This is a genomic window from Bosea sp. NBC_00550 (genome assembly GCF_026020075.1).
GTDB lineage: Bacteria > Pseudomonadota > Alphaproteobacteria > Rhizobiales > Beijerinckiaceae > Allobosea.
The window spans coordinates 5,615,977-5,641,101 of the sequence record NZ_CP102772.1 but is presented as its reverse complement, the minus strand read 5'-3'; the positions used below and the strand labels follow the sequence as shown (position 1 = coordinate 5,641,101).

The window sequence follows — 25,125 nt, the reverse complement described above, 5'->3', positions numbered from 1 at the left end:
GCAACAACAATGAATGCCAAGCTCGCCTGGGACGATTTCCGGCTGGTCAAGGCGATCGCCGATCATGACGGGCTGACCGGGGCGGCCGGAGCGCTGTCGGTCAACCATTCCACGGTGTTCCGGCGCCTCGGACAGATCGAGGAGATCGTCGGCATGCCGCTCTTCGAGCGGCGCAAGACCGGCTATGTCGCGACCGTCGCCGGCGCCGAGATGGCGGCGCTGGCGATCCGCATGGACGAGGACGTCACCGCCTTCGCCCGCCGCCTCGCCGGGCGGGACGTCGCCCCTTCGGGCGAACTGCGCATCACCACCACCGACACGCTCTATCAGAACGTGCTGCTGCCGATCTTCGCCGCCTTTCGCCGGGCGCATCCGCTGATCCGGCTCGATGTCGTCGTCGGCAACCAGGCGCTCAACCTGTCGAAGCGCGACGCGGACATCGCCATCCGAGCGAGCGACACCCCGGGCGAGACGCTGGTCGGCCGGCGCATCGCCACCATCGCCTGGGCGATCTATGGCCGCAGCGAGGATGGCGTGACGGCCGAGGAAAAAGCCGACCCGACCCTGCTCTACCAGCGCGACTGGGTCGCTCTCGGCGACCAGCTCTCGCATGTAAAGGCCGCCCGCTTCGTGCGCGAACATGTCGCGCCGGAGCGGATCGCGCTGAAGAGCTCGGCCGTGCTCGGCATTGCGGAAGCGGTCGAGCATGGCCTCGGCATCGGCCCGGTCCCCTGCTTCATCGCCGACCAGCGGCCGAAACTTACGCGACTTTCACCGCCGAACGCCGATTTCGCGACGGGCCTGTGGGTGCTGACCCATCCCGACATCCGCCACGTCCCGCGCGTGCGCGCCTTCATGGATTTCTGCAGCGGCGAGCTTGCCCGGCAGCGGGCGCTTTTCGAGGGGTAGGCGAAAGCCGCGTTGCTCGTTCGAATCGAGCGCTCTACACTCATCCTGTTCGCGCGACTGGCGCAGCAAGATGGGTCACCATCGGGAAACGCGAACGCACGAGCCGCGCGCCTGGGCCTCATCCTCTCGACGGTGACAAGCTCATGCAGATTGCGATGCTTCTTTATCCGCGCCTGACCCAACTCGATCTGACGGGCCCGTTCGAAGTTCTGGCGCGCTTCCGCGAGTGCAAGATCGATCTGGTCTGGAAAACGATCGAGCCTGTCCGGGACGCCAACGGGCTGACAATCCTGCCGACAGCCGATTTCCGGACCTGCCCGCAGGCCGATATCCTGTTCGTTCCCGGCGGCCCGGGTCAGGGCGCGCTGATGGAGGACGAGGACGTCCTCGCTTTCCTCCGCGAACAGGCCAGCAGCGCGCGCTACATCACCTCCGTCTGCACCGGCTCGCTGGTGCTCGGCGCCGCGGGACTCCTGAGAGGCTACCGCGCCACCTGTCACTGGCTCTCGCTGCCGCAGTTGAGCCTGCTCGGAGCAGAGCCGGTCGCCGAGCGCGTCGTCTACGACCGCAATCGCATCACCGGCGCTGGCGTCACCTCCGGAATCGACTTCGCGCTTTCCCTCGCAGCTAGCGTCTTCGGGGAAGAGCGCGCGCGAAAAGTGCAGCTACAGATGGAATATGATCCGCAGCCGCCCTTCAGTGGAGGCTCTCCCGCGACGGCACCGGCCGAGTTGATCGCGTCCGTCCGCGCCGACACCGCTGCCTTCCAGGAAGCGCGCGAAGCCGTGACACGCCGCGCCGGAGCGCGGCTTGGCTAGATCGCTGTTCGTGCGTCAGCGCGCTTGGTAGCGGTCCATCTCATTGTCAAAGTCTCAGCCGGAATATCAGCCGATCTCGACGACGACGCGGCCCTTCACCTTGCCCTCGACGATGGCCCTGCCCGTCTCGATCACCGCCTCCAGCGGGATCGTCGTGGTGATCAGGGCGAGCTTGTCGCGGTCGAGATCGGCCGCGAGGCGCTGCCAGGCTTCGAGCCGGCGCGGCTTCGGGCACATCACCGAATCGACGCCGAGCAGCGCGACGCCGCGCAGGATGAAGGGCGCGACGGAAGCCGGCAGGTCCATGCCCTGCGCCAGGCCGCAGGCGGCGATGGCGCCGCCATATTTCGTCATCGAGAGCAGGTTCGCCAGGGTATGCGAGCCGACAGCATCGACACCCGCGATCCAGCGCTCCTTGCCGAGCGGCCGGCCGGGCGCGGCGAGCTCGTTGCGATCGATGATCTCGGCCGCGCCGAGGCTCTTCAGATAGTCGGCCTCCTCGGCACGGCCGGTCGAGGCGATGACGTGCCATCCGGCCTTGGCCAGCAGCGTGATCGCGACCGAGCCGACACCGCCCGCCGCGCCGGTGACCACGACCGGCCCATCGGCAGGCTTGAGCCCATGCCTTTCGAGCGCCAGCACGCAGAGCATCGCGGTGTAGCCGGCGGTGCCGACCGCCATCGCCTCGGCGGGCGTCAGCCCTTCCGGCAGCGGCACCAGCCAGTCGCCCTTGACGCGGGCTTTCTGGGCGTAGGCGCCGAGATGCGTCTCGCCGGTGCCCCAGCCATTGAGGACGACGAGATCGCCGGGCTTGAAATCAGGGTTGTCGGAGGCCTCGACCCGGCCGGCGAAGTCGATCCCGGGAATCATCGGCCAGCGGCGCACCACCGGCGCCTTGCCGGTGAGCGCGAGCCCGTCCTTGTAGTTCACCGTGGAATGGGTGACGCGGACGGTGACGTCGCCCTCCATCAGGTCGCTCTCGGCGAAATCGGTGAAGGCGAGATTCGGCCCGGCCTCGCCCTTGGTCGCCACGAGGGCCTTGAACGTCGTCATCACCGTCTCCCGAACCGCTGAAAGCGCAACGACCGACAAGGTTGCAGCGGCGGCCCGCCGCCGCAACCCCGCAAATCGTGCGCCCAAGCGTGTTCCGGATCAGGCCGGTTGCGCCTCCGGCCTTTGTACCGGCCGCTCGACGATGGGCAGGTTGATCAACGCCGAGGCGACGCCGAGCGCGACCGAGAGCCACCAGACGAACTGGTAGTTGCCCATCGATTCGTAGAGCACGCCGCCGAGCCAGACCCCGAGGAACCCGCCGACCTGATGCGAGAAGAAGGCGAAGCCATAGAGCATTGCCATGTATTTCGTGCCGAACATCAGCATGACCAGCGAGGATGTCGGCGGCACGGTCGAGAGCCAGAACAGGCCGATGACGACGCCGAAGGTGATCGCGGTCGTCGGGCTCGGCGGCAGCATGATGAAGGCGGCGATCGCCACGGCGCGCCCGAGATAGATCCAGGCCAGCAGATGGCGCTTCGGCATCCGCGTCGAGAGCCAGCCGGAGGAGAGCGAGCCGACCGCGTTGGCGAGGCCGATCACCGCCAGCGTCCAGCCGCCGACCCAGGCCGGCAGGCCGGCATCCTTGAGATAGGCCGGCATGTGCACGGTGATGAAGGCGAGTTGGAAGCCGCAGGTGAAGAAGCCGAGCACCAGCAGCACGTAGCTGCGATGCTTGAAGGCCTCGGTCAGCGCCTGCACGATCGTCTGGTTCGGCAGATTGGCCGCGGCGGTGCCTGCCGCAGCGCCCGTCTTGCGCGTCGCCATGACGATCGAGATCGGCAGGATCGGCAGCAGCGTGAACGCGAAGACCACCAGCGCCTGCTGCCAGCCCAACGTGTCGATCAGGATGTTGCCGATCGGCGGGAAGAGGAACTGGCCGAAGGAGCCAGCCGCCGTGCCGGCGCCGAAGGCCATCGGCCGCCATTGCTCGGGCAGGAGCTTGCCGAAGGCGGCGAGCACGAGGTTGAACGAGCAGGCAGAGAGGCCGAAGCCGATCAGCACGCCCGCGCCGAAATGGAGCTGGAGCGGGGTGGTGGCATAGGCCATCGTCACGAGGCCCGCTGCATAAAGAAGCGCGCCGACGCAGAGCACGCGCACCGTGCCGTAACGATCGGCGATCGCACCGGCAAAGGGCGCGCCGAGGCCCCAGAGCAGGTTCTGGATCGCGAGTGCCAGACTGAAGGTGTCGCGGCCCCAGTGGAACTCCAGCGTCATCGGAATTTGGAAGAGGCCGGCGCTGGCTCGCGGCCCGAAGGTGATCAGGGCGATCAGGCAGCCGGCGGCAACGATGACCTCCGGTGCGTAGCTGCGCGCTGGAGCAGGCGTCATGGATATCTCCGGGGAGTCGCGACGAGTCAAATGTGTGGCTACACGTTATCGCCCTGTCCAGGCGCCAACCAGCGCGATTTCGTGACGTTTGGCATCACGGAGCGGCATGGAATGGCGCGCATGGCGGCGGCGTTAACCGCCGCTCAACCTTACCGAGGCGATAACGGATTCCAACGAAGGCGCGCGGGTTGTCGGCTGCGTCTTCGTTCCGTGCGATCGGGACGGGTGTGTCGCTTTGAGTCATTGGCGTCAGCACAGGCATGGGCGAGGTGCGCGCCCCCTCGGCATCAAATGGGCCGCGAACACGGTCGCGCCCTGGGCGCTGTCGGTCGGGCTGCTCGTCTCCTTCACCGCGTCTGCCGGCCAGAATTTCGGGCCGACCGGCCTGCCCTCCAGCGCCATCGTGCGGGCCGCGCCCGGCCCGGCCTCGGAACTCGCCGAAGGACCGTCGATGCTGGTCGCAGCCAGCGCCTTCCGCCTGCCCGGCCTTGCGCTGACCTCCGCTGTCACCCAGGCCAAGCTCTCCTTCGAGGATCCGGAGCGGCGCGTCGTCGTCGATCCCCGCGCGCCGCGCGAGGACCTCAAGCGCACAGTGGCAACTTTCCCCGAGGTCGACCGCAGCGCCAAGGGCGACCTGCTGCCGAACCTGCGGCCCGGCCTCACCGAACATCCTTCAGTCGAACTGGAACGCGTCGTCTTCGGCGACACCCAGCCGAAGCTGATCTCGGGCGGCTTCTCGATCGACGCCATGCGCGCTGCGGAAGCCGTCGACGGCCCTCAAACAGGTTTCGAGCCCTATGCCAACGAGGAAGGGCTGACCGATCCGGCGCTGTCGGATTCCTCGCCGGTCTCGCTCAAGCCGAAGATCACCTCGGCGCGACAGGCCGAGCTCCATCTGGAAAGCATCGACGGCTCCTCGCCTTCCGTGCAGGAGGCGAGCCGGCAATCCTCGTCGACGCCGCTGGTCGGCTCGGTCATCGGCACGCTCACGCCGCCGGCCCTGCCCTCCCACGGCGCGCCGCAGCAGCGCGGGCGCATCGCGCTCGCCCCGACCAACCGCGACCTGCGCCTGGCCGAGCCCGGCGTAAAGCAGGACTACACCGCGTTGATCGCGCCGGAAAACATGGCGAAGGAACAGCGCTGCCTGGCGGAAGCGGTCTATTTCGAGGCGCGTTCGGAATCGCTTCTGGGACAGGCCGCGGTGGCGCAGGTGGTGCTCAACCGGGCCAAGAGCGGCCTCTATCCGAGCAGCGTCTGCGGCGTCGTCTACCAGAACAGCAACCGCTACCTCGCCTGCCAGTTCACCTTCACCTGCGAGGGCAAGTCGCTGCGGATCACCGAGCCCGGTCCCTGGCGCGACGCGGTCAGGATCGCGCGCGAGGTCTATGACGGGACGACCTACCTGCCGGAGGTCGGCGCCTCCACGCACTACCACGCGAACTATGTCCGGCCGTACTGGGCAAAGAAGCTGAAGAAGATGGACACGATCGGCCAGCACGTGTTCTACCAGCTTCGGCCGGGCCAGACCTGATCGCTAAAAATCGAGCGTTTCCATTCACTTGAAGGCAATGTGAGTGAAATTGGCACAAGGCCGGACTTGGTTAATTTTACCTTGTTTTAGCGTTTACCTTGCGTTCATCACTTCAAGCGGGCTTCCTGACCTCAACGAACGGCGCGCTGACGCCGGAACCGACAGGTCAGGCCCAACATGCTGCGCTCGCTCTCGTCATCCCGGATCATTGCAGCCTCTGCATTCACGACGGCTCTTCTCATCGGCGCCTCGGCCGCACAGGCCGGCGGTTGCCGCGGCTCCGCCTGCTACAACCTCGTCACCGCGCCGCCGGTCTACGGAACGGTCAACGAGACCTACCAGGTTCGTCCGGCGCAGACGCAGCACCGTGTCGTCCCCGCCGAATACGAGACCGTGACCGACAATGTAATGATCGCGCCGGAGCGGCGCATCGGGCACCGCCGCGCTGCGGTCTACGACACGGTGACCGAGACAGTTTTGATCGCGCCGGCCACCCGCCGCTGGGATGTGAGCCGCGACGCCTGGGGCAACATGGTCGGCTGCTGGGTCGTGGTGCCCGCGCAATATGGCGTGCAGAGCCGCCGGGTCGAGGTTTCGCCGGCGACCGTCGAATACGAGATGGTTCCGGCCGTCTACACGCAGCGTCAGCGCAAGGTGATGGTGCGTCCTACCGAAGTCGTGCGGGAAGAAATCCCCGCCGTCTACGAGACGCGGCAGCGCCAGGTCCTGGTCAGCCAAGGCTCGCAGTATTGGTCCCGCGCCGGCTACTGAGCCGGTCGGGCAGAGTTTTACGCAGACCCTTTTTTACCACGGAAACGACCACTTTCACCCCGGCCTCGCGCCGGGGTTTTTTCTTGGTCATTTTTCTCGCGGGGAAAGCGTCCTCTTTTCCGGGTGGAGCGAGCCTAGAACCGAGATTGTCCTGGAGGAAGAACACGGGTTTGCGAGATGCTGGGGACGAGCCCGAGCATCACGAAAGCTGTGTTTCGCGCCGCAGCAGCTCAGACGAACTTGCCGCCGAGCAGGAAGACGCCGACCCCGACGACGAAGGCGAGGAAGCGGGCGGGCATGCCGACCAACGTGCCCGGCGAACGGCCGGCCACATAACCGAGCAGCAGCTCGGTCAGCCCCAGGCCGAGCAGCACGATGACGAAAGGCGGAAAGGCTCCGTCCTGAACGACGAAGCCGGCTTTCGCGGCGTAAGCGACCACGGCACCGAGAATGGCGCCCAGCGCGATGAAGAGAAGCTCATTTCGCGACAGGCGCATCGGCAGATCGCTCAGCGACGGCGGAAGTTCTGACGCGGAGGACCGCCGGGGGCCGGACCGGCCGTCTTCTGGCGGAAGTTGATGCGGCCGCGATCGAGATCGTAAGGCGACATTTCCACGATTACGCGGTCGCCCGCGATGGTGCGGATGCGGTTCTTCTTCATCTTGCCGGCCGCATAGGCCAGGATCACGTGATCGTTGTCGAGCTTGACCCGGTAATTGCCGTCCGGGAGCACCTCAACCACGGTGCCGTCGAATTCAAGCAGTTCTTCTTTCGCCATCTGTCGTCCTTCGTGAGCCCTTTGGCGCGGAAGCGGGCCATCGCCCGGTCAGAAAACCGGTGTGAGGCCCGCCCTGTTCTGGCCGATCGCGCGTCAGCGCGCGCGCCGCCGGGCGCCGTTGGTGCGTGGTTGCTGTGTTCTTTGCTGCAAGAACGCGACGCCGCCAAGCCCTTCTTTTGCCGAAGCACCGTCTTTTCGCTGTGCCGCCTGCTCGGGACGCGGGGCGCGCTCGGGATTGCGCGGCCGTTCATGGCGCTCCTGGCGTGCGCCGCCACCGGCATGGTGGTGGCCGCCCTGTTCGGAACGCTTGCCCGGCTGACCCTGCGGACGGCCCTGCCCCTGCGGGCGAGACTGCTGCTGACCGCGCCCGCCACGATTCTGCTGCGGCTTCTTGGGCGTGCGGCCATCCCAGTAAGGCACATCGCCGACCGGCGTCGGCTTGATGCCCGTCAGCTTCTCGATGGCGGCGAAGTCGCCGCGCTCTTCCGGCGTGCAGAAGGCGATGGCAACGCCGGCCGCTCCGGCGCGCGCGGTACGGCCGATGCGGTGAACATAGGTCTCCGGCACGTTCGGCAGGTCGTAGTTCACGACATGGCTGATGCCGTCGACATCGATGCCGCGGGCGGCGATGTCGGTCGCGACGAGAATGCGCAAGCTACCGTCGCGGAAGGCGCCGAGCGCACGCTCGCGCTGGCCCTGGCTCTTGTTGCCGTGGATCGCCGCCGCCTCGATGCCGGCCTGATCGAGCTGGCGCACGACCTTGTCTGCACCGTGCTTGGTGCGGGTGAAGACGATCGCCCGCTCCATCTCCGGCACGCTCAGCGTCTTCGCCAGCAGCGCCGGCTTGTCGTTCGGCTCGGTGAAGATGACGCGCTGGTCGATCTTCTCCGCGGTGGTCGCAACCGGGGTCACGGCGACCTCGACCGGATCGGTCAGATAGGCGGAGGCGATCTCGCGGATCGGCTTCGGCATGGTCGCCGAGAAGAGCAGCGTCTGGCGCTCCTTCGGGATCAGCGTGGAGATGCGGCGCAGCGCGTGGATGAAGCCGAGGTCGAGCATCTGGTCGGCCTCGTCGAGGACGAGGAACTCGATCTCGCGCAGCGAGACGGCGCGCTGGTCGACGAGGTCGAGCAGGCGGCCGGGCGTGGCGACGAGGATGTCGATCTTGTCGCCGAGGGCTCGGATCTGCTTGCCGACCGGAACGCCGCCGAAGATCACCGTCGAACGAACCGTGGTGAACTGCGCGTAGGTGCGGATCGAGGTCTCGATCTGGGCGGCGAGCTCACGCGTCGGCGACAGGATCAGCACGCGCACCGCACGCTGCGGCATCTGGCGCGGCTTGCCGAGCAGCCGGTGCAGCATCGGAAGCGAGAAGGCAGCGGTCTTGCCGGTGCCGGTCTGGGCGGCGCCGAGCAGGTCGCGGCCCTTCAGAATGTGGGGGATCGCCTGGGCCTGGATCGGCGTGGGCGTCTCATAACCCTCGGTCGCGAGCGCCTTGAGCAGCGGCTCGGCGAGGCCGAGATCAGTGAACTTGGTCAAGAAGTAGCTTTCTGGGCGCCGTGATGACGGGGGGCGCATGTGGTTTCGGCTGCGCCGCCGGCCCGTATCCGGCCTTGATATCAGATAATCGATCCTGCCGGCGAACCGCTAGCCACAGCGCCGGCAGGCTTGTCGTGGACCGAGCGGGCAAAAGCCCACCCGGTCAATAGGTTATCAGGCGACGGCGAGGTTGCCGGCCGAGGTCTTGCCGGTCTTGCGATCGGCGACCATCTCGAAGGAGACGACCTGGCCTTCGCGAAGCTCGCGCAGGCCGGCGCGCTCGACGGCGCTGATGTGGACGAAAACGTCCTGGCCGCCGTTCTCAGGGGTGATGAAGCCGTAGCCCTTGGTGGCGTTGAACCACTTCACGGTGCCCTTGTTCATGGGTTAGTCCTTACGTTTCAGATCCGCGTCTATCGTGATGACACGGCGGGACGCGCGGAACGCCTCGCCATGGCCTTGTAGCGATGTGTGGTGGATCTGATTCGTAACCGCCGACCGGACAAGCCGCCGAGCGGAGGGGTGGCCAGAACCCGGCCGCATCTCGTCTTACATCGGGGGACCTAGCACGAAATGCAAGGCAGGTCCAGCAAGGCACCCGCAGACATCGCGGAACCGGCCGCGAAAGCGGATGTTTGACAGCAAAAGGAGGTCGATCATGCCGATCATGCTGAAGGGCTCATGCCGCTGCGGAGCGGTTCACTTCTCGGTCGAAAGCCATGCGCCCGTCCCTTACCAGCTTTGCTACTGTTCGATTTGCCGCAAGACGGCCGGCGGTGGCGGCTTCGCGATCAACCTGTCGGCCGAAGCCGCGACGTTGAAGGTCGAGGGCGAAGACGCCACCGGCACCTTCAGCGCCGAGATTCGCGGCGATGACGGCAGTTGCGAGCGCTCGCAAGCACAGCGCCGCTTCTGCAAGATCTGCGGGACGGCGCTATGGCTGTTCGACCCGCGCTGGCCGGATTTACTGCACCCATTTGCCTCGGCGATCGACAGCCATCTGCCGCGCGCTCCCGAGAAGACCCATCTCATGCTGCGCTTCAAGGCCAGCTGGGTCGAGCCGGATATCGCAGCGAACGACCAGAGCTTCGACGATTACCCGGAGGAATCGATCGAGGAATGGCATCGCAAACGCGGCCTTTGGGTCGATTGAAGACCGGCTGCGGACAGGTTATCGCGCGAGCCGCGCGACAAGGCCAAGTAAAAGGCCGAGATGCGGTATCGCATGAAAGCGCCCGTGCCCCACGGGCTCCTCGGCCTGCTCGAGCACCCAGGTCAGTTCATGCGGCACATGCACCGCCCATGAACCCGCGTCCAACGCCGGCAGGATATCGGATTTCAGCGAGTTGCCGACCATCATCGCCCGCCCTGCCCCGTCGCCATGCCGGGCGAAGATGCGGTCATAGGTAGCGGCCTTCTTGTCGCTGACGATCTCGACCGCGTGGAAGAAATCGCCGAGGCCGGACTGGGCCAGCTTGCGCTCCTGGTCGAAAAGATCGCCCTTGGTGATCAGCACCAGCCGATAATCGCCCGACAGGGTTGCCAGCGTCTCCCGCACATGCGGCAGGGTCTCGACCGGATGAGCCGCCATCTCCCGGCCGGCGGCGAGGATTTCGCCGATCACCGAGGCCGGAACCTGGCCGCGCGTGATCTCTATCGCAGTTTCGATCATCGAGAGCACGAAGCCCTTGATGCCGAAGCCGTAGAAGCCGAGGTTGCGCTTCTCGGCCTCCAGTAGGCGCCCGGAAATCTCGGCCGCCTCACCGTGCTCGCCGAGCAGCGCGACGAAGCGCTCCTCCGTCATGTGGAAGAACTGCTCGTTCTGCCAGAGCGTGTCGTCGGCGTCGAAGCCGATGGTGGTCAAATGCGGCATCGGTACCGGCTCTCCTCAAAACCAGGCTCGACGACAGAGCGGTAATAAAAGCCTCTTGGCATCACTTCCTTATTGAACTAAGTCTGTTAAACTAAGTCCAGCGAGGCCAGCCATGGACGTCATCAACATCCACGAAGCGAAGACCCACCTCTCCCGCCTTGTCGAGCGCGCCGCCAAGGGTGAGAGCTTTATCATCGCCAAAGCCGGTAAGGCGATGGCGAAGGTCGTTCCGTTGGACGCACCCGCCCGAGCCCAAAGTCGTCGCGTCGGCTTCATGAGCGGACAGTTCGAGGTCCCGGACGACTTCGACCGCATGGGCGAGGACGAGATCGCGAGCCTGTTTGGCTCCCCCCCGTGAAGCTTCTGCTCGACGCGCATCTGCTGCTCTGGGCTGCCGGCGAACCAGAGAAGCTGTCGGCGAAGGCACGAGCCCTGCTCGACGATCCCTCCAATACGCTATTGTTCAGCGCCGCGAGCCTGTGGGAGATCGCTATCAAGCGCGGCCTCGACAGGCGGGACTTCACGGTCGATCCGGCACAGCTGCGGCGCGGCCTGATCGACAACGGCTATATCGAGTTGCCGATCTCCGGCGCACACGCCGTGGCGACGATGCATCTGCCGACGCTGCACAAGGACCCTTTCGACCGGCTCCTGCTGGCGCAGGCCCTGGTCGAAAGCATCACGCTCGTCACCGCCGATGAGGTCGTCGCCCGCTATCCCGGCTCGATCCTGCCCGTTTAGAAGCGAACACTCCGGAAGGCGATCAGCCTTCCTTCTGCTTCACCGCGCCCAGCGCCGCCTGCGCCGCCGCAAGCCGCGCGATCGGCACGCGGAAGGGCGAGCAGGAGACATAATCCAGCCCGACGCTCTCGCAGAAGCCGATCGAGGCCGGATCGCCGCCATGCTCGCCGCAGATGCCGAGCTTGATGTCGGGGCGGGTCTTGCGGCCGCGCTCGGCCGCAAGCTTCACCAATTCGCCGACGCCCTCCTGGTCGATGGTGACGAAGGGATCGGCGTCGAGCAGGCCCTTGGCGGTGTAGGAACCGAGGAAGGACGAGGCGTCGTCGCGGCTGATGCCCAGCGTCGTCTGCGTCAGGTCGTTGGTGCCGAAAGAGAAGAACTCGGCGCTCTCGGCGATCTCGGCGGCGCGCAAGGCCGCACGCGGCAGCTCGATCATCGTGCCGACCTGATAGTCGATCTTCGTGCCGCTCTCCTCGATCACGGCCTTCGCCATGGCGTCGATGCGGGCCTTGACGAGGTCGAGCTCGGGCTTGCCCATCACGAGCGGCACCATCACTTCCGGGATCACCGGCTTGCCGGTTTCCTTCGCCGCGATCACCGCCGCCTCGAAGATAGCGCGGGCCTGCATCTCGGCGATCTCGGGGAAGGCTACGGCCAAACGGCAGCCGCGGAAGCCGAGCATCGGGTTGAATTCGTGCAGTTCAGCGGCGCGGTGCTTCAGTGCATCGGGCGTCACGCCCAGCGCCGCGGCGACCTCGGCGATCTCCTTGTCGCCATGCGGCAGGAACTCGTGCAGCGGCGGATCGAGCAGGCGGATCGTCACCGGCAGCCCGCTCATGATGGTGAAGAGCTGAACGAAGTCCTGGCGCTGCATAGGCAGGAGCTTTGCAAGCGCGGCGCGACGGCCGTTGTCGTCAGGGGCGAGGATCATCTCGCGCATCGACTGGATGCGACTCTCGTCGAAGAACATGTGCTCGGTGCGGCATAGGCCAATGCCCTCGGCGCCGAATTCGCGCGCGGTCTTCGCATCCTCCGGCGTCTCGGCATTGGCGCGGACCTTGAGGCGGCGGACCTTGTCGGCCCAACCCATCAGCGTGGCGAATTCGCCGGAGAGTTCCGGCTGCTGCATCTTGACCTCGCCGAGCAGCACCTGGCCGTTGCCGCCGTCGATGGTGAGGACATCGCCGGCCTTGAGCGTCGTGGGGCCAATCGCCAGCGTACCCTTGGCGTAGTCGACTCGGATCTGGCCGGCGCCGGAGACGCAGGGCTTGCCCATGCCGCGCGCGACGACCGCGGCATGCGAGGTCATGCCACCGCGCGTGGTGAGGATGCCCTCGGCGGCGTGCATGCCGTGGATGTCTTCCGGCGATGTCTCGACACGGACCAGGATGACCTTGCGGCCGGCCTTCTTCGCCGCCTCGGCGTCATCGGAGTTGAAGACGATCGCGCCGGCGGCGGCGCCGGGCGAGGCCGGCAGGCCGGTGGTCAGCACACGGCGCTCCGCCTTGGGATCGATCATCGGATGCAGGAGCTGGTCGAGCGCGCCGGGCTCGACGCGGCCGACCGCCTCCTCCTGCGTGATCAGGCCTTCCTGGGCGAGTTCGACGGCGATCCGGAGCGCGGCCTTGGCCGTGCGCTTGCCGGAGCGGGTCTGCAGCATCCAGAGCTTGCCCTCCTGGATGGTGAACTCCATGTCCTGCATGTCGCGGTAGTGCTTCTCCAGGATGCCGTAGATGCGGCAGAGCTCCGCATAGGCCTCCGGCATCTCCTGCTCCATCGAAGGCTTGTCGGAGCCGGCTTCCTTGCGGGCCGTCTCGGTGATGTCCTGCGGGGTGCGGATGCCGGCGACGACATCCTCGCCCTGGGCGTTGATCAGGAACTCGCCATAGAGCGCGTTCTCGCCGGTCGAGGGATTGCGGGTGAAGGCGACGCCGGTCGCGGAGGTGTCGCCCATATTGCCGAACACCATCGACTGGACGTTGACCGCCGTGCCCCAGGAGGCCGGGATGTTGTTGAGCTCGCGGTACTTGATGGCGCGGGCGTTCATCCAGGAGGAGAAGACGGCGCCGACGGCGCCCCAGAGCTGCTTCTCGGGATCCTGCGGGAAGTCGGAGCCGAGCGCCTTCTTCACGATCTCCTTGTACTTGCCGACCAGCACCTTCCAGTCGTCGGCCTTGAGATCGGTGTCGAGGTGCAGGCCCTTGCGCTCCTTGTAATCCTCCAGCGCCTCCTCGAAGAGGCCGTGGTCGATATCGAGCACGACGTTGGAATACATGGTGATGAAGCGGCGATAGCTGTCCCATGCGAAACGGGCATCGCCGGACGCCTTCGCGACGGCTTCCACCGTCTCGTCGTTGAGGCCGAGATTGAGGACGGTGTCCATCATGCCGGGCATGGAGGCGCGCGCGCCGGAGCGGACGGAAACGAGCAGCGGATTGGCGGGGTCGCCGAAGGTCTTGCCGGTCAGCTTGGCCATGCCGGCGAGCGCGGCCCTGGCCTGGGCGTCGAGATCGGCGGGGAAGCTCTTGCCGTTGTCGTAATACGCCGTGCAGACCTCGGTGGTGATGGTGAAGCCGGGCGGGACGGGCAGGCCGAGATTGCTCATCTCGGCCAGGTTCGCACCCTTGCCGCCGAGCAGGTTCTTCATTCCCGCCTCACCCTCGGCCTTGCCGTCGCCGAAGGTGTAGACCCACTTCCCACCAGCCATCACTTCAACCTCTTCGTTGGCAGCCGGACGCAGCAACGTCGCGGCGATGCGAAAGTTTCGTGTGCGAGCCGTCGATGCCCTTTGGACACCGGCAGCGGGATGGGGCGGTCATGCCCAAAACCACCTGAACAATCAATGAGCAGGTGCAACAAAATACCCGGCAGCGCACAAATGCCGACGCTCATTTCGCCGGTGTTTCGCTTGCCGGTGTTTCACTTGCGGGTATTTCACTTGGCCTTGGCGCGCGCGGCGCGCGGCCAGCGCAGCGGCCAGTTGACGACGCGCTCTGTGACCTCGTCTTCGGGGATATCGTCTTCCGACGCGTAGACACGTCCACGGACGGAGATGCCGGCCGCAACCACTGTCTCCGGATCGCCGGAAACGAGCGGATGCCACCACGGCAGATCCCTGCCCTCCGCGACGAGGCGGTAGGCGCAGGTCGGCGGCAGCCAGGGCAGCGTGCGCACGTCATGCGGCGTCAGCGTCACGCAATCGGGCACCTTGACGGAGCGGTTCGGATAATCCTTGCAGCGACAGGTTCCGGCGTCGAACAGCCGGCAGCCGACATCGGTCGCGAAGATGCGCCCGGTATCCTCGTCCTCGAGCTTCACGAGGCAGCAGCGCCCGCAGCCGTCGCAGAGCGATTCCCATTGCTCCACCGACATCGCCTCGAGCGGCGTCGTGCGCCAGAACGGCTCGTCTTTCGGCTGCTTCAGCGTCATGACCGGCTTATGCGCCGCCGGGCGCCAAGATGGAAGAGCGCAGCGTCAACGCCAGCTTTTGTGCCAGAGCGAAACAGCCGGGTTGGCGCAGTTTCTGCTGCCGCAAACGGAATATTCGCGCCCCATCCCTTAACTCGAAGCGGGGCGTGACTATGTGTCTATTCTCTGGCCCGATGCTGTTGCCAAGACGACCATGGCGCGGCAGGAAAGTGTCGGGGGCCATTCGGAAAGCCTGGAACGGCCATGGAGTTCAGGAAGGCAGGCTGGAGGACGCGGCTGAAGCGCTACGCGCTCGCTGCGGACTCATGGCTCGATGCCGGCCTGTGGGGTGCGGGCCGCCGCGCGGGTGAGGCGTATGAGCGCATCCGCAGCCTAGCCGACCGCCTGACCGTGACCGGCGGCAAGCGTCTCGCCGCCGAATTCGCCAGCGAGGGGCTGAACATCGGCATCGTCGGCGCCCTCATCGTCCTGATGCTCGCCTTGCCCGCCTTCCGCATCGGCAATGAGGAGGCGCTGAAGAACCAGGTTCTCGCCGTCACCTTCCTCGATCGCTACGGCACGACGATCGGCCATCGCGGCGCCCGGCACGACGATTCACTGAAGCTCGAGGAGATGCCGGACCATCTGCTGAAGGCCGTGCTCGCGACCGAGGACCGCCGCTTCTACGACCATTTCGGCATCGACCTGATCGGCACCTCCCGGGCCCTCCTGGTCAACACACGGGCGTCGGGCGTGGTCCAGGGCGGCTCCTCGCTGACGCAGCAGCTCGCCAAGAACCTGTTCCTCAACAACGAGCGCTCGCTCGACCGCAAGATCAAGGAAGCCTTCCTGGCGCTGTGGCTGGAAACGAGGCTGAGCAAGAACGAGATCCTCAAGCTCTATCTCGACCGCGCCTATATGGGCGGCGGCACCTTCGGCGTCGCGGCGGCGGCCGATTACTATTTTGGCAAGTCGGTGAGGGACGTCTCGCTGGCCGAGGCCGCCATGCTCGCCGGCCTGTTCAAGGCGCCGACGAAATATGCCCCGCACGTTAACCTGCCGGCGGCACGCGCCCGTGCCAACGACGTGCTCAACGCCATGGTCGATGCCGGCTTCATGACCGCCGGCCAGGTCGACAGCGCCAAGCGCAACCCGGCGACGCCGGTCGATCGCAAGCGCGATTCCAGCCCCGATTATTATCTCGACTGGGCGTTCGACGCGGTGAAGGAGCTCGCGAACGAAGGCAAGCTCGGGCCCGACCGCGTGCTGACGGTCAAGACGCCGCATGATTCCGCCATCCAGACCCGGGCCGACGAGGCGATCGAGGCGATCCTGCGCCAGCATGGGCCGGCCTACCGGGTCAAGCAGGCCGCAACGGTCATCATGGACCCGGACGGGGCGGTGCGCGCCATCGTCGGCGGCCGCGACTACGGCGCGAGCCAGTTCAACCGGGCGACCGCGAGCCAGCGTCAGCCAGGCTCGTCCTTCAAGCCCTATGTCTATGCCGCGGCGCTTTCGGCCGGCCTGTACAAGCCGAGCACCATCGTGACCGACCGCCCGGTCTGCATCGGCAACTGGTGCCCGAACAATTACGGCCGCTCCTATGCCGGCTCGATGCCGCTCACGGTCGCGCTGGCGAAGTCGATCAATACGATCCCGGTGCAGATGTCGATCGCCATCGGGCGCGCCACCGGCGAGACGCATGAGGCGCGCGCCGCCCTGATCGGCCGCAAGAGGATCATCGCGACCGGCCACGCCATGGGCCTGACGACGCCGCTGACCGACACCGTCTCGCTGCCGATCGGCGCGGCCGAGGTCACGGTCATTGACCAGGCGGCGGGCTATGCCGTCTTCGCCAATGGCGGCAAGCGGGCGAAACCCTACGCCGCCTTCGAGATCAGCAACTCGCAGGGCGACGTCATCTATCGCCATGACCGCGACGAGCCCGAGCCGAAGCAGGTGCTGAGCACGCAGGTGGCGCAGGACATGAACTTCATGCTCTCGAAGGTGCCTACCGAGGGCACCGGGCGCCGCGCCGCCCTGGACGGCGTCGTCACGGCCGGCAAGACCGGCACCACCAACGGCTACAAGGACGCCTGGTATGTCGGCTATTCCGGCAACCTTGTCGGCGCGGTCTGGTTCGGCAACGACAATTCGGCGGAAACCGCCAACATGACCGGCGGCTCCCTGCCGGCCATGACCTGGAAGGAGATCATGCAGTTCGCCCATCAGGGGCTGGAGCTGAAGCCCATTCCGGGCGTGCCGGCCGCCGATCCGAAGGGCATCGCCGTCGCCAAGGCCGGGGCGCCTGCGCCCGATGCGGGTCATCCGCCGGGGCCGGGGGCCGGGCACATGCCGAGGCAGTCCTTCGAGGTTCTCTCCGCCGTCGGCTCGATGTTCAAGACGATCGAACGCTCGCGTGTCGCCGGCCGGCCGGTGCAGGTCGGCATCCGCGAGGTCTCGGCGGGCGAGACGCGGCTGCGCTAGGCTCGGTGAACAGTTGATCTCCTCGGCGTAGTCGTGTCGCCGCCGTCATTCCGGGGCTTCGCGCCAGCGAAGAGCCAGGAACCCGAACCGATGCCGTGCCCCGTTTGATCGGTCGCCCAACCGCGCCTTTCGCGGAGGCAGCATCGGTTCTGGGTTCCGGGTTCAGGCCTGCGGCCTGCCCCGGAATGACGGCGGAGGTTCCGACAAACTCGTCTCTGGAAACTATTCACTTCGCCTAACGCCTTGTTGTTGACGATCGCGGACGGCCCCGCTCAACTCAGGCAAGCTGCATCACGCAACCGGAAGGCAAGCGTGCGGATTCTCGATCTCACCTATATCCTGGCACTCGGAGCAGGCCTTGGCCTCGGCTCGGCGCATTGGGCCGTGGCCGGGCGCCCTGCCCTCGGCAAGGTCGAGGTCGGCGCCTGGATGGCCTGGCCGCGCAGCGGCGGCCGTGACATCGACCCCTATATGCGCGCCTATCTGGCCCGGGGGGTACACCTGCCGCTGGGCTCCGGCGAGGGCCTCGAGCTGATCGCGGAGCGCGACGACGAGGGGTGGCCGCTCGATGGCCGTTGCCGCTACAGCCTCTCCGGCGCGACGCCGACGACGCGCGGCTGGACGCTCAGCGTCAGCGATGGTGACGGCCTGCCCTTCCGCCTGCCGCTTGAGCGCAGCAGCTTCACCGATTCCGAGATCGTCCGGCCGGAGGATGGCCAATTGGCGATCGCCGCCGCCGCGACGCCCGAAGCGGGCAACTGGCTGCCCCTGCCGGCGAGCGGCCGCTTCCAGCTGCGGTTGCGGCTCTACGACACCCCGATCTCCAGCCAGACCGGCGAGACGCGGGCCGCCAACCTGCCCCGCATCACGCGCCTCGACTGCCGATGAGTGCGATCGATCACGACGTGGCGCAGACCCCTGTCCCGCCTTCGGTGAACTGGGGCGCCCATCTGCGCAGCGGCCTTGCGCGCATCGTCATGACGACACTGGCCGGGCTGATGCTGGCCGGGATCGTGCATATCGTCACGATCCTCGCCGTGCCCGTGCTGTCGCGGAACGATGCCGCGCATGCCTATCGGGATATCGGCATCGAAGGCCATGCCGAGCTCGTTCCGGCGCCGGGCCAGGGGCGCAGGATTCCCGCCCTGCGCGAGGCCGACCCCGACGTCGTCACGGCGATCTGCAGCTACGACCTCTCTGCGGGGCCGATGCGCGTCGTCGCGAAGACCGGCGTGCTGCCGCTCGGCCTGACGCTGCACCGGCAAGGCGGCGGGGTGATCTACGCGATCACCGACCGCGCCGCGATCCGCGGCGTGCTCGAATTCCTGGTGATGACCGAAGCCCAGCTCGACGAGCGCATCGCCGCCGACGAGGAAGGGGAGAGCAGCCGGGAGCTGCGTATCGTCTCCGACGCCGGCCAGGGGCTGATCGTGGCGCGGGTCCTCGTGCGCCTGCCTTCGGACAAGGCCGATGCCGAAGCGCTCGCGACGGGCGTCGCATGCGGGCCCGCGAACTGAGAAACTCCGAGGGTGCTGTTTTTGCACGAAACCACGCCGTCATCCCGGGCTTGACCCGGGATTCATGCCGGAGCGCCGCCGATCAAGGTTCAGGCATGGATCCCGGCTCTCCGCTTCGCTTCGGCCGGGATGACCCGCATTTCCATGAAAACGAGGCACGCTCCGAGGGTGCGGCTCAGCCCTTGTAGACGACCGGCCGCTTGCCACCCTCGCCGAAGGCGCCATTCAGGGGCATCTGGCAGAGCGGGGCCGCCTCGGCCTCCAGCGCCATGATCGCGCGCTCGGCGCGAACCGCCTCGCGGGAGGGCATCTCGACGACGAGGTTGGCGAGGGCGTAACGATAGCTCCTGATCCGGAAATCGAGCCGCTCGCAGACCCAGAAGATCAGTCCTTCATTCTCGATCACGCGCGCCATCGCCGGCTCCTGCTTGCCCGGAGCGATATCGGGAGAGGATTCGGCGGTGCGCATCCGGACGCGATCCATGCTCACGACCCGCAGCGCATTGGCGCGGAAGGGGCCGATCAGCAGGCGGTCCGCGTTGCTGTCCTGGGCAAGGCGGTTGTAGCGCGAGGCCTGCGAGGCGAAGGAGACCGAGGTCAACCCGCGGAAATAGTCGGAGACATCGGTTGACTGGTTTGCGACCGGCACGATGCGCGAATGGGCGAGGTTCGAAACCTCCCCCTGGAAAACGCTGTGCGGGCTGGCTGGCATGATGAAGCGCCAGGCGCGGTCGCGCATCTGCTCCTCATCGTCGGTGAGGCGGAAATAGGAAGCCTGCTCGCCGCGCGCGGTCGCCGACCAGAAGCCGGCCTCGGGCGCCATGATCTGCGACCATACCGTCAGCCGCGGGCGCCCCAGATCCCCGTCGGTCGCAGTACAGGCAGTCAGGCTCAACGCTGACGACAGCGAAAGAGCGATAGCCGCTCCGGACGGACGCCAGGAGCGCCGCTGCTCTTCGACCCGAGGCTGTCTCACGCAGGCTGCCTGCGAGCCGTCTTGCGAGCGGACACCTTGCGCGGGCGCCGCACGACGGCGGCCTTGGCCTCCAGCGGCCGCGCCTCTCTGGGGCGCTCATAGCGGACACCGGTAAAGAACAGGATGTCCGCCGAGCGTTGCGGGAACGGGCAGGACCGATCCTGCCGGCGCCGGTATAGCGCGAAAGGGATGACGACGGCCATGAAGCGCCTCCTATCCAGCGCTGAGTTGCAATCGCGAGAGCCGTCCTGGTGCCCGAGGCCGCACCGAGTCGCAGGCCCTCAAGACCCATCAGGCTCCGACATGGTTAACGTGGCCTTAATGCCTCGGGGATAAGCTTCGCGAATCCATCGGATCCTTACCCGAGCCAGCCATGCCTGCCCGTATTTCCCAGGAACTCGCCGACCTCGCCCGCCTCGCACGCGACGGTGACCTGGACCTCAGCCAGGTCTCGCTCCGGGTGAAGGCGGACCTGCTCATGTCGGCGGCCCAGCCGCCGCAGGAGGACATCGCCGCCTTCAGCGAGATGGCGAGCACGTTGATTCCGACGATCGACGAGCCCACCGCCCTCATCCTGGCGCGCAAGCTTGCCGGCTGGCGCCATACGCCCGGGGCCGTGCTGGCCGCGCTGGCGGCACGCGGCGGCTCCGTGCTGGTCGAATTGTTGCGCCATGGCATGCCGCTCTCTGTCGCCGAGCTTGAACACCTCGCCGAAACCGGCGACGAGGCGATCCGCGCCGGACTGGCAGTGCGCGCGGACCTCAGCAATACCGCAGTGCTGCTGCTGGTTTCCGAAGCCGATCGCGCCATCGACCTGGCGCTGATCGGCAATGTCGATGCGCCCCTGCCCCGCGCCGCCGTCGAGATCCTGATCGCGCGCTCGCGCAGCGACGCAGCCTACCAGCCCGGATTGCTGGCGCGGGAAGACCTGTCCAATCTCGAACTGGCACCGCTTTTCCTTCGGGCGGGGCCGGAGCGCCGGCTCGCCATTGTGGAATCGCTGATGGCGCGCGAGGCCTTGCATCCCGGTGAGAGGCGGCCTGCCATCTCCAACGATGCCTTTGCCGGCTGGCTCAGCCTGGCCGGCGACGATCGCGCGAGTGCGTTCGGCGCCATCGCCGAACATCTCGGCGGCGGCGCGCCCCTTGCCGCCGCGATCGCGAATGACAGATCGCGCGACCTCGCGGCGCTCAGCCTCGTCGCCAGCGGGGCGAGCGTCGAGGAAGCCACACGCTTTCTGATCCGCCTCGGCGACGACACGGCGCATTCGGTCGAGCGGATCTTCGCCCTGGTTGCGCTGATGCGGACGATCAGGCCGTCGATCGCGTTCAGGCTGGCGATGCTGATCGCGGGCGCCCACCCCGTCTCCGCGTCGCAGCGGAAAGGCCAGCATCAGCCGGCAATGGACCCGAGCGGGACCCCGGCGCGCTCCGGCGCGGCCCGCCCGGAGGCTCAGCCGGGCCTATCCGAGGTCTTGGGACGGATCGGCGCCCGGCGCGATCGCGGCTGAGCCGAGACGCTCAGGCGTCGACGAGAGCGAGGCGCGGATCGCCGGCCCGGTTCTCGATCTCGACCAGCCAGAGGTCGCTGTCGAAGCGCAGCTCGCGATCGACCCGGTCCTCGACCGCCAGCGGATCGGCATCGATCAGCAGCTGGAAGCGGCGCTCGCCGTCATCCTCGGCCAGCGACTGCGGGGCCGGGCCATAAAGAGCCGCCGTGCCGTCGAGACGATCGAGCTTGATGAAGATCGCGCCGGCCTCGCGCGCACCGCGACGACGCAGCATCGCGAAGAGCCCGTCATGCCCGGCCTGGCGCAGATAGGCCGATACCCAGAAATCGCTGGTCAGGCGCGCCATCGCCCGACGGCCCGGCTCAGTTCACGGCCGAGCGGCGCGGCGCGGCGGCAGAGCGCGAGGCCGCGCCCTTGACGTCGGCCGGCGGACGGAGGTCGCCGCCATTGAGGAGATCGGCGATCGGGTCGCGGGCCGGAGCCTGCGCCGCCTTAGGCACCGATGTCGTGGCCGGCTGCGCCGTGCGCGGCTGGCTGGCGATCGGTGCCGGCGGACGCGGCGCGGCCTCGCGCACCGGCTGCGCCGTCGAAAGGTCTGCGGGCCGTGCGGGCGGCCGAGACGGCACCGCCGCCGGGCCCGAAGACGGTGTCGTGGCGGCTTCCTGCACGGGCACCGGCTCGGCACGGCGCTCGGCTGCGGCGCGAGGCGCGGGTGCCGGCGCGGCCGAGAGCATCGGTGCCGGATGACGCGCCTTCTGGAACATCAGGGCATTGGCGAGGATCGCGCAGGTCGCGATGCCGAAGGCGAGGAACAGGAGTGTCCTCCCCGGCCGCCGGCCGACCATGCGGCCGACCCGGCCGAGCCATGATGACTTGCGACGCGCCGGCTGGGCGCGCCGGACCGGTGCGGAGAGAGAAGCGCTGGAATGGGCGCGGGCGGCCATGGTCACGGACATTGCTCAGCTCGGTCTTCAGGCGGTCAGGCGGAATGGTTCTTTGGTCTCGAGCCCCTTGCGCGGGGCCCGGGCGAAAGTGACGATCTTGGCAGGCTGCTCGACGCCATCGGCGCCGCCGACCGGCAACCGGATCGAGACGCGCGTCCCGATGCCCGGCGCGCTCTCGACCGTCATGCGGCCGCCATGCAGGCCGACGAGGCCCCGGACCACCGACAGGCCGAGGCCGGTCCCTTCGTGGTTGCGGTCATAGGCGCCCTTGACCTGGAAGAAGGGGTCGCCGAGCCGCGGCAGATCGGCGGCAGCGATGCCGATGCCGGTATCGGAAACCGAAAGGTCGATCGTGTCGCCGTCGCGGACGATGGCGAGGACGACGCGCCCGCCGGCCGGCGTGAACTTGATGGCGTTGGAGAGGAGATTGAGCACGACCTGCTTCAGCGCGCGCCGATCGCCTTCCACCATCGGCAGGGCCGGGCCGGCGACGCGATCCACCGCGACGTTGCCGCTCTCGGCGCGCAGCGCCATCAGCGTGCAGCAATCGCGGGCCAGCGCGGCGAGATCCAGCGGCTCGCGCTCGATCTCCATCGCGCCGCTCTCGATCTTCGAGATGTCGAGCAAGGTGTTGACGACCTCGAGCAGATGATGGCCGGAGGCATGGATGATCCGGGTGTATTCGAGCCGCTTGGCGGCATCGATCCAGCCGTTTTCCTCGGCGCCCAGCATTTCCGAGAAGCCGATGATGGCGTTCAGCGGCGTCCGCAGCTCATGGCTGACCGTGGCCAGGAAGTGCGCCTTGACGTCATTGGCCCGCAGCGCCTCGGCATGGCCGCGATCGCGCTCCTCCTCGGCAGCACGGCGCGCGGTGACGTCGCGCATCACGCAGACCACCGCGGCGCCGTCCCTGGAGCCGGCTTCGGCGGTGCGATAGGCCTGCATCTCCAGCCAGAGCGATACCGGCAGGCGGTTCTCGCCCTCGTGTGGAACGAAGAGAGTGCGGAAGCAGATCGTGGCAGCGCCATTGCCATGGGCGGCATCGCTCAGCGCCTTGAGGAAGAGAGGCCGGTCGGCGACATGGACACGGTCGAGCAGCCCGCGCCCGATCAGGTCACGCGGCTCGGCGCCGGCCAGCGTCCGCGCAGCCGCATTGGCGAAGACGACGGCGCCCCCGGCATCGTGCCAGGTGACGAGATCACCGACATGATCGAGCAGCAGTTGCGCGCGTGCATCCGCCGCGCGCTGCGTCCGCTCTTCGGCGTCGCGCCGGCGCAGCAGGACTGCGGCGGCGATCAGCGCCTGCGCCAGCGCGACCACGGCCAGCATCGACATCGCTTCGCTGGTCCAGGTCGCAGGACCGGCCAGCAGGCCGAGATGCTGCAGGCCGATGGCCGCAAGCAGAGCGGCGACAGCCGTCCAGCCAGCCCGCAGCACGAAATCCCGGGAGCCGAAGAAGGCGGCCTCGACCGGGACGACGAAGAGCCAGAGAAGCAGCGGGGAGGACAGCCCGCCGGTGGCTCCGGCGAGCGCGACGATGAAGAGCGACAGCGCCGCCGACGAGATCAGATACGCGATTTCCAGCCGGCCGGTGCGGGAGAGCAGCACGACGGCCAGAACCAGAAGGGCTGCCGCAACGACCATGGCGGCCTCGAAAGCGCCAAGCGCACCGCGCCACGCAAGATAGGCCGGAGCGAGACTGAGCGCGCCGCCACCGACGAGCAGGCGCGACAGGACGAAGCGCTCGTGACGCAACCGCTCGGCCGGGTTCGACCGCACCGATGCGTGCACCAGTGCCGCCGCCTGTGTCCTCAGTGCCGTGATCGCCATACGGAACGCAACGCCCAAACTCTGCGGACCAACCGTCCGCGCCCTGCATCTCGCCACGAGCGGTTTAAGCGGGGCTTAAGGCCCATTGCGCCGAAACTCTCATTCAGGCCATTCAAGTAAAATTATCTGATGTTTTTCATGCATTTAATCTGCGACCGCGCAATTTTCGAAGGCATCGCGATGTTCGCGGCAGGGTGAACGGAAACTGAAGATCGCTCGTTGCATTCGACTCGCATTTGAGCCTTCGGAATGACGCGATTTTTCCGGATCGGCGCGTAGTGTCTGTCATCCGGCGCCGAACGAGACGCGCCGGCGATGGAGATTGAGATGGCTCACTTCCTGCGCAAGGTCGCGATCATCGGGTTTATCGCGGTGAACTCGCCGGTTCACAGCGGCAAGCCCGCCGATACGACGCTGCCGCAGGCCGTCCGCCAGGCTGTCGAGAGCGCCCAGGCGGGCGCACGCAACGCCGCCAGCAGCCTGACGGCCGCGCGGGAGGCGGCCGAGATTCTGGCAGGGCTCGACCCCGTGATGCGCGAGCGCATCCTGAATACGGCGATGACGACTGCGACGGCGAAGCCCTCGTCACGTTAGCGCGCTTGACGTCGCGCGCCCCTCGCGGGAAGAGGTCGCGCCGCCCATCTTTAGGGATGTGCGACCGCGGCCAGGCAGGACATGACAACATCTCTCGACGACATCGTCGCCAATTTCGAACTGCTCGACGAGTGGGACGATCGCTATCGCTACCTGATCGAGCTCGGCAAGGGTCTCGAGCCGTTGTCCGAAGCTGCCCACAACGACGTCAACAAGGTGCGCGGCTGCGCGAGCCAGGTCTGGCTCGATGTCCATCGCGAGGGTGGCCCCGGCCCGCAGACACGCCTGCATTTCCTGGGAGACAGCGACGCCCATATCGTGCGCGGGCTGGTTGCGCTGGCGCTCGCCATCTTCTCGGGCCGGCCGGCTTCCGAGATCCTCGCGACCGATGCCTTCGCGATCTATGAGAAGCTCGGCCTCGCCGCCCATCTCACGCCACAGCGCTCGAACGGCGTGCGCGCGATGATCGACCGGATCAAGAACGACGCCCGCGCGGCGGCGGCAGGCTGAGCGG

At 67.3% G+C, this 25,125-nt stretch carries 27 protein-coding genes and 1 riboswitch; of the genes, 13 read left to right on the top strand and 14 right to left on the bottom strand.

Translation table 11 applies throughout. The annotated features are described in order from the left end of the window. Nucleotides 1-9 precede the first annotated feature (9 nt). Both NWE53_RS26805 and NWE53_RS26800 read left to right on the top strand, forming a co-directional pair. The gene (locus tag NWE53_RS26805) at nt 10-909 is read left to right on the top strand and encodes a LysR family transcriptional regulator (RefSeq protein WP_265052328.1); all 900 of its coding nucleotides are present in this window, start codon (nt 10-12) and stop codon (nt 907-909) included. Between the two features lie 43 nt (nt 910-952). Continuing rightward, nucleotides 953-1,033, top strand: a riboswitch (ZMP/ZTP riboswitch). 31 nt (nt 1,034-1,064) lie between these two features. Continuing rightward, a complete protein-coding gene (locus tag NWE53_RS26800) occupies nt 1,065-1,727 on the top strand; it encodes a DJ-1/PfpI family protein (protein WP_265052327.1) in 663 nt (220 codons plus the stop codon). Nucleotides 1,728-1,793: 66 nt separating this feature from the next. Here NWE53_RS26800 and acuI read toward each other — a convergent pair whose 3' ends face one another. Together acuI and NWE53_RS26790 are read right to left on the bottom strand one after the other, a co-directional pair. Then, nucleotides 1,794-2,780 carry an acrylyl-CoA reductase (NADPH) gene (gene acuI / locus NWE53_RS26795; protein ID WP_265052326.1) on the bottom strand — a complete coding sequence of 329 codons (987 nt, stop codon included), beginning with the start codon at nt 2,778-2,780 and terminating at the stop codon, nt 1,794-1,796. Between the two features lie 99 nt (nt 2,781-2,879). Next, nucleotides 2,880-4,112, bottom strand: coding sequence for an MFS transporter (locus NWE53_RS26790; RefSeq protein WP_265052325.1), 1,233 nt, complete (start codon nt 4,110-4,112; stop codon nt 2,880-2,882). Between the two features lie 235 nt (nt 4,113-4,347). Between NWE53_RS26790 and NWE53_RS26785 the strand changes: the two genes are divergently transcribed. Together NWE53_RS26785 and NWE53_RS26780 are read left to right on the top strand one after the other, a co-directional pair. Beyond that, nucleotides 4,348-5,643 (top strand): cell wall hydrolase, encoded by a 1,296-nt coding sequence (locus tag NWE53_RS26785; protein ID WP_265052324.1) that lies wholly within the window; start codon nt 4,348-4,350, stop codon nt 5,641-5,643. 177 nt (nt 5,644-5,820) lie between these two features. Then, on the top strand, nt 5,821-6,414 hold the full coding sequence (locus NWE53_RS26780) for a hypothetical protein (RefSeq protein ID WP_265052323.1): 594 nt from the start codon (nt 5,821-5,823) through the stop codon (nt 6,412-6,414). Nucleotides 6,415-6,644: 230 nt separating this feature from the next. Here the strand turns inward: NWE53_RS26780 and NWE53_RS26775 are convergent, their stop codons facing one another. The 4 genes from NWE53_RS26775 to NWE53_RS26760 all read right to left on the bottom strand — a co-directional run bounded on the left by NWE53_RS26775 (nt 6,645) and on the right by NWE53_RS26760 (nt 9,115). Continuing rightward, the gene (locus NWE53_RS26775) at nt 6,645-6,911 is read right to left on the bottom strand and encodes a hypothetical protein (RefSeq protein ID WP_265052322.1); all 267 of its coding nucleotides are present in this window, start codon (nt 6,909-6,911) and stop codon (nt 6,645-6,647) included. An 11-nt stretch (nt 6,912-6,922) separates the two neighbouring features. After that, nucleotides 6,923-7,192 (bottom strand): translation initiation factor IF-1, encoded by a 270-nt coding sequence (infA, locus tag NWE53_RS26770; RefSeq protein WP_047578165.1) that lies wholly within the window; start codon nt 7,190-7,192, stop codon nt 6,923-6,925. A 93-nt stretch (nt 7,193-7,285) separates the two neighbouring features. After that, a complete protein-coding gene (locus NWE53_RS26765; protein WP_265052321.1) occupies nt 7,286-8,731 on the bottom strand; it encodes a DEAD/DEAH box helicase in 1,446 nt (481 codons plus the stop codon). A gap of 174 nt (nt 8,732-8,905) precedes the next feature. Then, entirely contained in the window at nt 8,906-9,115 is a 210-nt protein-coding gene (locus NWE53_RS26760; RefSeq protein WP_265052320.1) for a cold-shock protein, read from the bottom strand. 274 nt (nt 9,116-9,389) lie between these two features. Here NWE53_RS26760 and NWE53_RS26755 point away from each other — a divergent pair, with 274 nt between their 5' ends. Further along, nucleotides 9,390-9,884, top strand: a complete 495-nt coding sequence (locus NWE53_RS26755) for a GFA family protein (RefSeq protein ID WP_265052319.1) — start codon at nt 9,390-9,392, stop codon at nt 9,882-9,884. An 18-nt stretch (nt 9,885-9,902) separates the two neighbouring features. Here NWE53_RS26755 and NWE53_RS26750 read toward each other — a convergent pair whose 3' ends face one another. After that, on the bottom strand, nt 9,903-10,604 hold the full coding sequence (locus NWE53_RS26750) for an HAD family hydrolase (protein WP_265052318.1): 702 nt from the start codon (nt 10,602-10,604) through the stop codon (nt 9,903-9,905). Between the two features lie 112 nt (nt 10,605-10,716). Between NWE53_RS26750 and NWE53_RS26745 the strand changes: the two genes are divergently transcribed. Then, the gene (locus NWE53_RS26745) at nt 10,717-10,962 is read left to right on the top strand and encodes a type II toxin-antitoxin system Phd/YefM family antitoxin (RefSeq protein ID WP_265052317.1); all 246 of its coding nucleotides are present in this window, start codon (nt 10,717-10,719) and stop codon (nt 10,960-10,962) included. Next, on the top strand, nt 10,959-11,345 hold the full coding sequence (locus tag NWE53_RS26740; protein ID WP_265052316.1) for a type II toxin-antitoxin system VapC family toxin: 387 nt from the start codon (nt 10,959-10,961) through the stop codon (nt 11,343-11,345). The genes NWE53_RS26745 and NWE53_RS26740 overlap by 4 nt, the downstream gene beginning before the upstream one ends. 22 nt (nt 11,346-11,367) lie before the next feature. On the opposite strand, the gene ppdK is transcribed toward NWE53_RS26740, so the two are convergent. Together ppdK and NWE53_RS26730 are read right to left on the bottom strand one after the other, a co-directional pair. After that, nucleotides 11,368-14,052: a pyruvate, phosphate dikinase gene (ppdK, locus tag NWE53_RS26735; RefSeq protein WP_265052315.1), complete on the bottom strand. Its 2,685-nt coding sequence runs from the start codon at nt 14,050-14,052 to the stop codon at nt 11,368-11,370. 227 nt (nt 14,053-14,279) lie between these two features. Further along, nucleotides 14,280-14,774 (bottom strand): YcgN family cysteine cluster protein, encoded by a 495-nt coding sequence (locus tag NWE53_RS26730; protein ID WP_265052314.1) that lies wholly within the window; start codon nt 14,772-14,774, stop codon nt 14,280-14,282. A 243-nt stretch (nt 14,775-15,017) separates the two neighbouring features. Between NWE53_RS26730 and NWE53_RS26725 the strand changes: the two genes are divergently transcribed. From NWE53_RS26725 to NWE53_RS26715, 3 genes are all read left to right on the top strand, one after another. After that, nucleotides 15,018-17,240 (top strand): transglycosylase domain-containing protein, encoded by a 2,223-nt coding sequence (locus NWE53_RS26725; protein ID WP_265052313.1) that lies wholly within the window; start codon nt 15,018-15,020, stop codon nt 17,238-17,240. A gap of 312 nt (nt 17,241-17,552) precedes the next feature. Beyond that, nucleotides 17,553-18,128 (top strand): DUF1214 domain-containing protein, encoded by a 576-nt coding sequence (locus NWE53_RS26720; protein WP_265052312.1) that lies wholly within the window; start codon nt 17,553-17,555, stop codon nt 18,126-18,128. Then, nucleotides 18,125-18,757 carry a DUF1254 domain-containing protein gene (locus NWE53_RS26715; RefSeq protein ID WP_265052311.1) on the top strand — a complete coding sequence of 211 codons (633 nt, stop codon included), beginning with the start codon at nt 18,125-18,127 and terminating at the stop codon, nt 18,755-18,757. The genes NWE53_RS26720 and NWE53_RS26715 overlap by 4 nt, the downstream gene beginning before the upstream one ends. A 175-nt stretch (nt 18,758-18,932) precedes the next feature. Here the strand turns inward: NWE53_RS26715 and NWE53_RS26710 are convergent, their stop codons facing one another. Continuing rightward, complete coding sequence (locus NWE53_RS26710) at nt 18,933-19,580, bottom strand: hypothetical protein (protein ID WP_265052310.1); 648 nt, start codon at nt 19,578-19,580, stop codon at nt 18,933-18,935. A gap of 149 nt (nt 19,581-19,729) precedes the next feature. Continuing rightward, the gene (locus tag NWE53_RS26705) at nt 19,730-19,936 is read right to left on the bottom strand and encodes a hypothetical protein (protein ID WP_265052309.1); all 207 of its coding nucleotides are present in this window, start codon (nt 19,934-19,936) and stop codon (nt 19,730-19,732) included. Nucleotides 19,937-20,106: 170 nt separating this feature from the next. Between NWE53_RS26705 and NWE53_RS26700 the strand changes: the two genes are divergently transcribed. Further along, a complete protein-coding gene (locus tag NWE53_RS26700; protein ID WP_265052308.1) occupies nt 20,107-21,243 on the top strand; it encodes a DUF2336 domain-containing protein in 1,137 nt (378 codons plus the stop codon). A gap of 10 nt (nt 21,244-21,253) precedes the next feature. On the opposite strand, the gene NWE53_RS26695 is transcribed toward NWE53_RS26700, so the two are convergent. The 3 genes from NWE53_RS26695 to NWE53_RS26685 are packed head-to-tail and all read right to left on the bottom strand — an operon-like array spanning nt 21,254 to nt 24,017. Further along, nucleotides 21,254-21,589, bottom strand: a complete 336-nt coding sequence (locus NWE53_RS26695; RefSeq protein ID WP_265052307.1) for a DUF1491 family protein — start codon at nt 21,587-21,589, stop codon at nt 21,254-21,256. Between the two features lie 16 nt (nt 21,590-21,605). Next, nucleotides 21,606-22,199, bottom strand: a complete 594-nt coding sequence (locus tag NWE53_RS26690) for a hypothetical protein (protein WP_265052306.1) — start codon at nt 22,197-22,199, stop codon at nt 21,606-21,608. 15 nt (nt 22,200-22,214) lie between these two features. Next, nucleotides 22,215-24,017, bottom strand: a complete 1,803-nt coding sequence (locus NWE53_RS26685) for a PAS domain-containing sensor histidine kinase (protein ID WP_265052305.1) — start codon at nt 24,015-24,017, stop codon at nt 22,215-22,217. Between the two features lie 327 nt (nt 24,018-24,344). Between NWE53_RS26685 and NWE53_RS26680 the strand changes: the two genes are divergently transcribed. Then, the gene (locus NWE53_RS26680) at nt 24,345-24,611 is read left to right on the top strand and encodes a hypothetical protein (protein ID WP_265052304.1); all 267 of its coding nucleotides are present in this window, start codon (nt 24,345-24,347) and stop codon (nt 24,609-24,611) included. Between the two features lie 81 nt (nt 24,612-24,692). Next, nucleotides 24,693-25,121: a SufE family protein gene (locus NWE53_RS26675; RefSeq protein ID WP_265052303.1), complete on the top strand. Its 429-nt coding sequence runs from the start codon at nt 24,693-24,695 to the stop codon at nt 25,119-25,121. Nucleotides 25,122-25,125 lie beyond the last annotated feature (4 nt).